This window comes from Pseudomonas sp. 05N434, from assembly GCF_056396965.1.
Map to the genome: position 1 here is coordinate 1 of NZ_JBFTMK010000117.1, position 10,219 is coordinate 10,219.

The 10,219-nt window shown below is 60.3% G+C and carries 8 protein-coding genes and 1 pseudogene; 1 reads left to right on the forward strand and 8 read right to left on the reverse strand.

Going from position 1 to position 10,219, the window contains the following annotated elements; translation table 11 throughout:
- Positions 1-185, forward strand: a pseudogene (locus tag AC1DLB_RS10305) (LysR family transcriptional regulator); the annotation flags it as partial.
- Positions 186-233: 48 nt separating this feature from the next.
- On the opposite strand, the gene AC1DLB_RS10310 reads toward AC1DLB_RS10305, so the two are convergent.
- The 8 genes from AC1DLB_RS10310 to AC1DLB_RS10345 form a co-directional block, all read right to left on the reverse strand.
- Positions 234-506 carry a DUF2790 domain-containing protein gene (locus AC1DLB_RS10310; protein ID WP_258612294.1) on the reverse strand — a complete coding sequence of 91 codons (273 nt, stop codon included), beginning with the start codon at positions 504-506 and terminating at the stop codon, positions 234-236.
- A 270-nt stretch (positions 507-776) separates the two neighbouring features.
- Positions 777-2,492 carry an amidase gene (locus tag AC1DLB_RS10315; RefSeq protein ID WP_258612293.1) on the reverse strand — a complete coding sequence of 572 codons (1,716 nt, stop codon included), beginning with the start codon at positions 2,490-2,492 and terminating at the stop codon, positions 777-779.
- 198 nt (positions 2,493-2,690) lie between these two features.
- The gene (locus AC1DLB_RS10320; protein ID WP_018930080.1) at positions 2,691-2,906 is read right to left on the reverse strand and encodes a hypothetical protein; all 216 of its coding nucleotides are present in this window, start codon (positions 2,904-2,906) and stop codon (positions 2,691-2,693) included.
- A 158-nt stretch (positions 2,907-3,064) separates the two neighbouring features.
- Positions 3,065-4,225: an iron-containing alcohol dehydrogenase gene (locus AC1DLB_RS10325; protein ID WP_477784960.1), complete on the reverse strand. Its 1,161-nt coding sequence runs from the start codon at positions 4,223-4,225 to the stop codon at positions 3,065-3,067.
- A 3-nt stretch (positions 4,226-4,228) separates the two neighbouring features.
- Entirely contained in the window at positions 4,229-5,620 is a 1,392-nt protein-coding gene (locus AC1DLB_RS10330; RefSeq protein ID WP_477744466.1) for an aldehyde dehydrogenase family protein, read from the reverse strand.
- Positions 5,621-5,627: 7 nt separating this feature from the next.
- A complete protein-coding gene (locus AC1DLB_RS10335) occupies positions 5,628-7,001 on the reverse strand; it encodes a glutamine synthetase family protein (RefSeq protein WP_018930083.1) in 1,374 nt (457 codons plus the stop codon).
- Positions 7,002-7,449: 448 nt separating this feature from the next.
- Positions 7,450-7,812 carry a DUF6124 family protein gene (locus AC1DLB_RS10340; RefSeq protein ID WP_477744465.1) on the reverse strand — a complete coding sequence of 121 codons (363 nt, stop codon included), beginning with the start codon at positions 7,810-7,812 and terminating at the stop codon, positions 7,450-7,452.
- 454 nt (positions 7,813-8,266) lie between these two features.
- A complete protein-coding gene (locus AC1DLB_RS10345) occupies positions 8,267-9,943 on the reverse strand; it encodes an MFS transporter (protein ID WP_477784961.1) in 1,677 nt (558 codons plus the stop codon).
- Between the last annotated feature and the right edge of the window lie 276 nt (positions 9,944-10,219).

Below are 10,219 nucleotides of genomic sequence, written 5' to 3' on the forward strand. Positions count from 1 at the left end.
CGTTAGTGCGCGTGTTGCCGGAGTATCGGCTTGAAGAGTTGAATCTATTTGCAATATACCCATCACGAAAATTCGTGGATGCGAAGACAAAGACTTGGGTGGAGTTTCTTAAACATCACATCCCGGGCATGTTGGCATCCGATGAAAAAATCGTAGGCTCAGGCAAAACATCAGTTTTTGAGTGAGTTGCACCGCAGGCAAGGAGTGTCGACCCTCCATCGTCCGCACGGTACTCAACCGTTTGAACATCCAGTGCCCATCACTTGATATTGCATGATATGCCGTTGATTGTGAGAGTCTTCATAGGTCATTTGCACCGGAACCGGTTTGCACTCGTCCGGAATCTCTGAGAGGTAAATGACTTTCTTAATGTCGAGCTTCGTTTCGTACGTGTAGATTTCAACAGGTGTTTTGCTGGTCGCGTTAGTTGAATGGCCATCGTCTGCAAAGGCGTGTGCGCCTATACCGGCAAGTGCCAGAAGAACCGCAATTTTTAAAGTTTTCATTATCTTCACCGTATCGTCCAAGGTTTACTCTGGGGCCGAGATGATCGTAAAACTCATCTCGGTTTTTCGAGTGGCTACCTCGTGAGCTAATGGATACTGACGCTATTGGCTCACTGGGTAGAGACGATGTTAGGTGTTTGAACTTCTTTCAAATAGCAGCCGACTGGACAAACACTGTTGCCGGAATTCGCATGAATGGCCCAAAGATCGCAGGCTCCTACAGGGCATGGGTACGGGTGTACTCAACCTCTGCAGGAACCTGCGACCTTTCTATTTTTGGCTACCCGACAAGGGCGGGGTGCGCGGTGGGATCAAGCGTTTCGTCCCCGTCGACTCGAACGCCGAAGCCAGGCGAAGCAGCGTCGAGTCGTCATAGGCGCGACCGGCAAATGTCAGCCCGACGGGCATGCCGATGTCCGGCATGACGCCCATCGGCACCGTAACCGTGGGAACGCCCAGGTGGCGGATGGCGAGATTGCCGTTGGCAACCCATACCCCGTTACTCCACGCGATGTCCGCAGACTTCGGATCGACATCGGCATTCGCCGGCCCAACGTCGGCTACCGTCGGAAAGATCACCGCGTCGAGCCCCAGCCGATCCATCCATTCCTCCAGATCGATTCGACGGGTCTGTTCCAGCCCGCGCAATCCATCCGGCAGCGTGTCGATCTGATCCCACGGCGTAATACCGCGTTCGGCCATCCGTACATACTCGTCCATGCCCGCGGCAAGATCGCCCTCGCGGTTGGGCAGCGTCCCCGGGTCGTGGGGGAAAATCAGCGGCCCGTTCACGTCGACCAGGCGATTGAGTTTTGGATCGCCGTTGGCTCGCAGAAAATCATCGAACGCCCAGGCCGTCAGATCCCACAACTCATGGTGCAGGAACTCTTTGGACACCAGGCCCCGGTTAAACACCGTTGGCGCCCCAGGACGATCACCCTCGCAATTGGAAACCAGCGGGAAATCGACCTCGAGCACTTCAGCACCGGCCGCTTCGAGTGCCTTGCGCGCCTGCTCCCAGAGCCCGATCACGGAAGGGCGGGTGTTGATGCGCTGGCCCGTCGGCCCACCGATGCCAGGCGCATCGCTGGTGCCCGCGTCGGGATCGGCGTTGATGTACATACGAGGCACGCCGAAGCGCTTTCCTTTCAGCGCATCGCTTTTCGCGGCCAGCGATCCGTAGGAAGCGGGGCGCACCGAAGCGACACTCGGAATTGGCACCCAAGGTTGCATCCGCCATAGATCACCGCGTGTGTCGGGATCATCGGCCACCACCACATCGAGCACCTCGAGCAGGTCCGCCATCGTCCGGGCGAACGGCACGACCACGTCCATCGTCGGCGTCAACGGCCAGTTGCCGCGCACCGAGATCACCCCACGCGAAGGCGTATAGGCGCACAGGCCATTGTTCGAGGCAGGGCCACGTCCGCTCGACCAGGTTTCTTCCGCCAAGCCAAATGCCGAGAAACTGGCGGCGGTTGCGGTACCGGCGCCGTTCGAAGAGCCCGAAGCGAAAGGGGCGGTGAGGTAGTCGGCGTTGTACGGACTCTCGGCACGGCCATACACCCCGCGCTGCATCCCGCCGTTGGCCATTGGCGGCATATTGGTCTTGCCCAGGCAGATCGCCCCGGCGGCGCGAAGCCGTTCGATGGTGAACGCATCGCGATAAGCGATCAGGTTGGCGAAGGCGGGACTTCCAGAGGCGGCGGTCAGCCCCTTCACCAGATAACTGTCCTTGGCCGTGTAGGGGATACCGTCGAGCGGGCCTAGCGTTTCGCCCTTGGCCCGACGGGCATCGGACGCCTGCGCGTCTTTGAGCGCATCGGGGTTGCGCACCACCACCGCGTTGAGGGCGGTGGGCGTGTCAGCGCCATCGTAGGCGTCGATCCGGGCGAGATAGGCCTGCACAAGCTCAACCGCCGTGGTCCGGCCGGATTCGAGCGCGGCACGCAGCTCGGCAATGGAAACCTCGGTGACCTCGATCATGCTGTTACCGCCTGCTGCAGACGGGTAGCGTGGTGAAGGTTGCTGTTACGCCGGGTTTTCGGCTCAGGGACATCACTTATTTCACAATGGGTTTTCATTTCGGTTCTCATTGCACTGCATTTGCGCGACAGTATCGGAGAACTCATTGCCCTCTGTCATTCGCCTGTGCCCTGAACCTGATGAGGCGCGTGTTTTTTTCTAATTGCCATCCGCCACCTTGCGTTCGATCTCGGCTATTTTTCGGCTGCGCTCTTCAGCTTCCTGCTTCTGGGTTCGAGTCGCAGTGGCATCTTCAACGTTGCTGTCCTCAAGCTCTGTGTCGACCACATCGATGGGTTCATCAGACGGATCGGTGGGTGGGGTGTTCGAGGTTGTTTCTGATTCGACGTCGTTGACACGGTCATCATTGTTCATTTCGCTTACCTCCGTTGGCCTACACATTGGATTCAGCGATACGGTCTGAGTTCGAGATTTTTCCGGTATGCCAGCCCAATGGATACCAGAAGCTTGATGGCGCTGATATCAAAATCACATAAGTGTGATGTGTACCCAAAAAGGCAGATTGCTGAGCTCTAAAGACGGCCGTGATAAGCCGCTTCGAAAATTTCGGCCGCGCCATTTCGTGTCAATGGCAGCGGATTACCACCGGCGCAGGGGTCGACAATCGCCATATCCGCGATCAGGTCGRCCTGCTGATCATCCACCCCCAGCTCCACCAGCGTATGCGGCACGCCGATGTCCTTGCGCAGTTTGAGGACGAAGGCCATAAAACTGTCGAAGCCCGGGGAGGGCAGGCGCAGATACGCCGCCAGACGGGTGATGCGCTCCTCAATGGCCGGGCGATTGAACTTCAGCACATAGGGCATGAACGTGGCATTGGTCATGCCGTGATGGGTGTCGTACAGGGCGCCCACCGGATGCGAGAGCGCGTGCATACCTCCCAGACCTTTCTGGAACGCGGTGGCGCCCATCGCCGCCGCCGCGAGCATTTGTGCGCGCGCGTCGAGGTCGGAAGGCGTGTGCACTGCCCGCACCAGGGCATTGGCCACCAGGCGCATGCCTTCCACCGCAATGCCTTCGGCCATGGGATGAAAGCCGGGAGCGCAGTACGATTCCAGGCAATGGGAAAACGCGTCCATGCCGGTGCCGGCGGTGACCTTGGCCGGCATGCCGACGGTAAGGGCGGGGTCGCTGATGACCACCCGCGGCATCATCTTCGGATGGAAAATGATGCGTTTGGTGTGCGTGCGCTCGTCAATGATCACCGCCGCACGACCGACCTCGGAACCGGTGCCCGCCGTGGTCGGCACCGCGATGATCGGGGCGATGCGGCTTTCGTCGGCGCGTGTCCAGTAGTCGCCGATGTCTTCGAAATCCCACACCGGTCGGGTCTGGCCGCTCATGAACGCGATSAGCTTGCCCATRTCCAGSCCGCTGCCRCCGCCGAASGCSACCACGCCGTCATGGTTGCCGGCACGCCAGGCGTCGAGCCCACCGGCCAGGTTGGCTTCAACGGGGTTGGGCTTGAGGTCGCAGAACAACGCGACACCGAGGCCGGCGGCGCGCAAGGATTCCAGCGCCGCCGTGGTGATCGGGGCACGTGCCAGGCCGCTGTCGGTGACCAGCAACGGTCGCTGGATACCTTGGCTGCGGCATACTTCCGCCAGTTCGGCGATACGGCCGACACCGAAGCGGATGCTCGTGGGGTAGTTCCAGTTCGCGGTCAGGCTCATGGCTCAAATCTCGTGGCGCAAGTGGAAGGATTTGGCTCGGGTCAGGTGCTCATAGCCCAGGCGCGACAGCGTTACGCCGCGCCCGCTGTTCTTCACCCCGGTCCAGGCCAGGGCCGGGTCCAGGTAATCGCAGCGGTTCATGAACACGGTGCCGGTGGCAATCTCGTTGCCGATGCGTTCGGCGGCGGCCAGGTCTTGCGTCCAGATCGAGGCGCTGAGCCCGAACTCGCTGTCGTTCATCAAGGCGATGGCTTCGTCGTCGCTGGCCACCGGCATGATGCCCACCACCGGGCCGAAGCTTTCCTCGCGCATCACCGCCATTTGATGGGTGACGTCCACCAACACCTGCGGCGCGAGGTAGGCGCTGCCCGGCGGGCCGGCAGCGAAGTCCTTTGGATCGATCAGCGCCCTGGCCCCTTGTGCCAGGGCATCGGCGATCTGCTTGCGAACGAACTCAGCGGCGCCCGGTGTGACCATTGGCCCGAGGGTGGTGGCTTCGTCCAGCGGGTTGCCCAGCACGTATTGGCGGGTCAGGGCAGCGAAGCGCTCGACAAAGGCCGGGTAGATTTTTTCATCGACATAAATACGTTCGACGGCGCAGCAGCTCTGCCCGGAGTTGAAGAAGCTGCCGTCCACCAGGTTTTCTACCGCATGCTCAAGGTTGGCGTCTGCCCGGACGTAGGCCGGGTCTTTGCCGCCAAGCTCCAGCCCCACGCTGAGGAAACCTCCGACGGCCGCGTGCTCCATGGCCTCGCCGCCGCTGACAGAACCGGTGAAGTTCACCTGCTGCACCCGTCCAGAGGTAATGATCGCCGCCGCATAGACATGACTGAGCAGCAGGTTATGGAACAGCCCTTCGGGCAGCTGGGCGCGGCGAAAGGCTTCGGCGAAACGCTCCCCGACCAGCAGCGTTTGCGTGGCGTGTTTGAGGATCACGCTGTTGCCCGCCATCAGCGCCGGGATGATCGTATTCACCGCCGTCAAATACGGATAATTCCACGGCGCGACGACCAGCACCGTACCCAGCGGCTCGCGTTTGATATAGCGCCGAAAACCCGCGACAGGCGTGGGCTCTATCGCTGCCAACGCTTCAGGCGCAATGGCGATCATATGTCGGGCACGTTCTTCGAAACCGCGCAGTTCGCCAGCGCCGAAGCGTATCGGGCGGCCCATCTGCCAGGCCAATTCCGGCACGATCTCATCCTTCATCGCCAGCATCGCGTCCACGGCAGCGCTGCAAAACGCGGCACGCTCGCTCAGAGGTCGGCGTTTCCATTGCGCCTGGGCGGTTTCGGCCGCCGTCAGGGCTTGCTCGATCTGTACCGCATCGGCATGGCGGCGTTCGGCATAGACCCGGCCATCGACCGGGGAGATAAGTTGAACGGTCTCAGTCATGGCGTGCTCAATAGCGCTCGAAGCCGCGCTGCAGTTCCCAGTCGGTTATCCGTCGGTCGTACTCTTTCTGTTCCCAGTCGGCGGTGTGCACGTAGTGGTCGATCACTTCATCACCGAACGCCTCGCGCAACATGCTCGACGCCTTGAGGGCGGCGCAGGCCTCGCGCAGGGTTTTCGACACTTCAGGCAAATGCTCATCGACATAGGCATCGCCCTCGAACGGCGCCGCGAGTTCGAGCTTTTCGTCGATCCCGGCCAGGCCTGCGGCGATCAACGCGGCGAAGGCTAGATAGGGGTTGAGGTCGGCCCCGCCGATGCGGCATTCGATGCGGATGGATTTGCTGCCCTCGGCGCACAAACGAAAGCCGGCGGTGCGATTGTCCCTGCTCCAGACCGCCCGCGTTGGCGCGAAGGTGCCGGCCTGAAAGCGCTTGTACGAATTGATGTAGGGCGCCAGAAAACAGGTGATGTCGTTAGCGTATTTGAGCTGCCCGGCCACCCACGAGCGCATCAGTTTCGACATGCCGAACTCGGCCTTGGGGTCGAAGAACAGCGGCTTTTTCGCATGCTTGTCCCACAACGAATTATGGATGTGGCTGCTGGAACCGGCGGCGTCATAGCGCCACTTGGCCATGAAGGTGATCGCCTTGCCTTGTAGTTGCGCGATCTCTTTGCAGGCGTGCTTGATGATGACGTGGTGGTCGGCCATGGTCATGGCATCGGCATAACGGATGTTGATTTCTTCCTGCCCCGGCCCCCATTCGCCCTTGGAGTTTTCCACGGGAATGCCGGATGCCTGCAGGTGCTTGCGAATCGCCCGCAACACCGGTTCCTCGCGGGTGGTCTGCAGGATGTTGTAGTCCTCGATGTAATGGCCGGCGGTCTTCGGCTGGTGGTAATTGCGCTCGTGGATCGCCTCATAGCTCTCATCGAACAGATAGAACTCCAGCTCAGAGGCGAACATGCCGGTATAGCCGCGCTCGCGCAGGCGCTCGACCTGTTTTTTCAGGATCGCTCGCGGGCTGTGGGGCAGGTCTTTTCTATGGTGATGATCGAGCACATCGCAGAGCACCAGCGCCGTGCATTCCAGCCACGGCACGCGCCGCAACGTAGACATGTCGGGTTTGAGCACAAAGTCGCCATAGCCTTTGCTCCAACTGGCAGCGGCGTAACCCGGCACCGGCTCCATGTCGATGTCGTCGGCCAGCAGGTAATTGCAGCAGTGGGTTTCTTCGTGGCCGCTGTCGATGAAAAACTCGACCTGGAAGCGCTTGCCGACCAGTCGCCCCTGCATATCGACCATGCACACCAGCACGGTATCGATCTCGCCGGCGGCAGCGGCGCGTTTAAGTGCTTCGAAACTGAGAAGGGGCTCGGTCATCGCGTCAGTCCTGCGTGAATGATCTGGACCTGTCTGAAATAGCTGTTGCAGACGCTCTCCAGAAAAAAACCAAACCTGCAGACGCGAGCATCGTGAGCAATAAGCTGCTGAAAGCTTAGCCTACAGTTGCTGTGCGCACGTTTCGGTGAGTGGGGCTTGATGATTCAATGCTGTTCACTTAGGCAATTTTGGTCGCGACGCGTTCTTTGTAGCAGCTGCCGAAGGCTGCGTTCGGCTGCGAAGCAGTCGTCAAACCAGACATTTCGGTACGTCAGGCAGGCCGCGTCAGCCGGATTCACGACTGCTGCGCAGCCGAACGCAGGCTTCGCCAGCTGCTACAGATCGCGGCATTGGCCTGTTTGGCGGTGGTTTGCTCCACCGCTTGGGACGTTCGTTTCCCCAATCTGGTGTGGCGAGGAGCAAATCCCCTCGCCACTGGTTGCGTTAGTTACTCCTTTGGTTCGACGTGATCCAGTGCCTGGTTCACCGCCAGTTCACCGAGCATGACCACTTGCGCAATGCCCAGCAGGGTCTTGCGATGTGAGGTCTCCAGCAACGCTGCGAAATTGTTGAGCATGAGGGTGGCGGAGCCGAGTGTTTCGCTGGCGTTGGCCAGCAGGGATTCGGTGTTGTACTTCGGGTTGGCGAAGTACATAGGCTCGGGTTCGTTGGCCGTGGCCATGATTTGGGCGGCGGGGTTGAGGTAGTGGTCGAGGGCGCGCTCGGCGGCTTCGTGGAGTTTTTTTGAATCGAGGGATTCGTAGGAGGATGTCGGGTCTGTGATCGGCGGATTGGGTGTAGGTTTGAACATGGATGAAACTCCTGGGAAAACTATTTGAGGAGCCATCACCCTTTGCTACCAAACGAAGGGTGGCGGCCATGCACAGGTTGGTAGACCGGTCCAGGAACCCGGCGCGCCCGAAGGAGCCCTACGCATGGCCACCATAAAAACAGAGATGAAAAAACAACCTCTGCAAAAGGCGGCGCTATGCGCCTGGAAATACCGGGCTACCAAACCCGATCACTGTTTTTCAGTGACCGGGAAACGATAAAACCCGAGCCCAAAGCGCACAAGCCGGCGGATTCTGGCGCAGGCGTAGGCAGCGACGCAAGGCGTTGTAGCCTTGATGAAGTAACACCGGGTGTCTTTAAACACGCAGCTTAAACACCGTGGGTGTATGTGGTGATTCGCCCCGTCAGGAACAGACTGACGGGGCGTTTTTATTGCGTGGGGTGCAAATCTATCGCTGCTCGATACTGAACGCTTATGTGTGATGAATCTCCCGATCCTTGGTTTCCGGCAGGAAGAAAGTACCAAGGATGGCCGTCATCACCGCGATCACGATCGGGTACCACAGCCCGTAGTAGATATCACCCGTGGCCGCGACCATGGCGAACGCCACCGTGGGCAGGAAGCCGCCGAACCAGCCATTGCCGATGTGGTAGGGCAGCGACATCGAGGTGTAGCGGATGCGCGCCGGGAAGAGCTCCACCAGCCAGGCAGCGATCGGGCCGTAGACCATGGTCACGTAGATCACCAGGATGGTCAGGAGCAGCAACACCATCGGGTAGTTGGTCTTGGYCGGGTCGGCCTTCTCGGGGTAGCCGGCGTCCTTGAGGGCGGTGCCGAGGGTGGCGACGAAGGCATCATTGTGGGTCTTGAAGTCAGCGGCCGGCATGCCGGTGCCTTCGAAACTCGGGATGACCTTGTCACCGATGCGCACCTGCGCGACGGCGCCAGGCGCGGCTTTCTCGTTTTTGTAGGGGATGGCCTTCTTCGCCAGCACAGTCTTGGCGAGGTCACAGGAACTGGTGAATTTGGCCTTGCCCACCGGGTCGAACTGGAACGAGCACTGGCCGGGATCGGCGACCACCGTGACCGGATTCTTCGCCTGCGCGGCAAACACGTCGGGGTTACCGAACTCGGTCAACGCATGGAAGATCGGGAAGTAGGTCACGGCGGCGAGGATGCACCCGGCCATGATGATGCCCTTGCGGCCGATGCGGTCGGACAGGCTGCCGAACAGGATGAAGAACGGCGTGCCGATCAGCAGCGAGCCGGCAATCAAAAAGTTGGCGGTTTGCGGGTCAATCTTCAGCGTCTGCAGCAGGAAGAACAGCGCATAGAACTGCCCGGTGTACCAGACGACGGCCTGGCCAGCCGTGCCGCCGAGCAAGGCCATGATCACTATCTTGAGGTTGTCCCAGCGGGCGAAGGATTCGGTCAGCGGTGCCTTGGAAGACTTGCCTTCTTCTTTCATCTTCTTGAACACCGGCGACTCGGCGAGTTGCAAGCGAATGTAGACCGAGACGATCAGCAGCAGGATCGACACCAGGAAGGGAATCCGCCAGCCCCAGGCCTCGAAGGCTTCGGTGCCGAGGAGGGTGCGGCAGGCGAGGATCACCAGCAACGACAGAAACAGGCCGAGGGTCGCGGTGGTCTGGATCCACGAAGTGAAGTAGCCGCGCTTGCCTTTGGGCGCATGCTCGGCCACGTAAGTCGCCGCGCCGCCGTACTCACCACCCAGGGCCAGGCCTTGCATCAGGCGCAGGCTGATCAGGATGACCGGTGCCGCCACGCCGATGGTCTCGTAGCCGGGCAGAAAACCCACGACAGCGGTGGAGACACCCATGATCACAATGGTGATGAGGAATGTGTGCTTGCGCCCGATCATGTCGCCCAGTCGGCCGAACACGATGGCGCCGAAGGGCCGCACGGCGAAACCCGCGGCGAACGCGAGCAGCGCAAAGATGAAGGAGGTTGTTTCATTGACGCCCGCGAAGAAGTGCTTGGCGATGATCGCCGCGAGGGAGCCGTAAAGATAGAAGTCGTACCACTCGAAAACCGTGCCCAGGGACGAGGCGAAAATGACCTTGCGTTCCTCCTTGGTGATCCCTCGGTTGGGCATGCTGCCCGTGGCTGTAGTGTCAATCGTGGCCATGAGTCTTCTCCGTCTTGCTCTTGTTGAAGGCCGGAGTACCTCACCAACTTTATTACCGCACCCAGGCCCTAGGGCTGATGTCGTCGGATTACCAATTGCGCGAAGCAGAGGAACAGGCAGACGGCCTCGCATTGCTGCATGGTTTCTTAAARCATAATCACCTTCGCGCAGATATCCACTCGCCAACGTGCCCGGCGATGGCCACTCCCACCGGGCACGTTCGCGGATTTAGCCCTTGGCCGCCATCGCAGTGACTTCCACACGCATGCCTTCGAC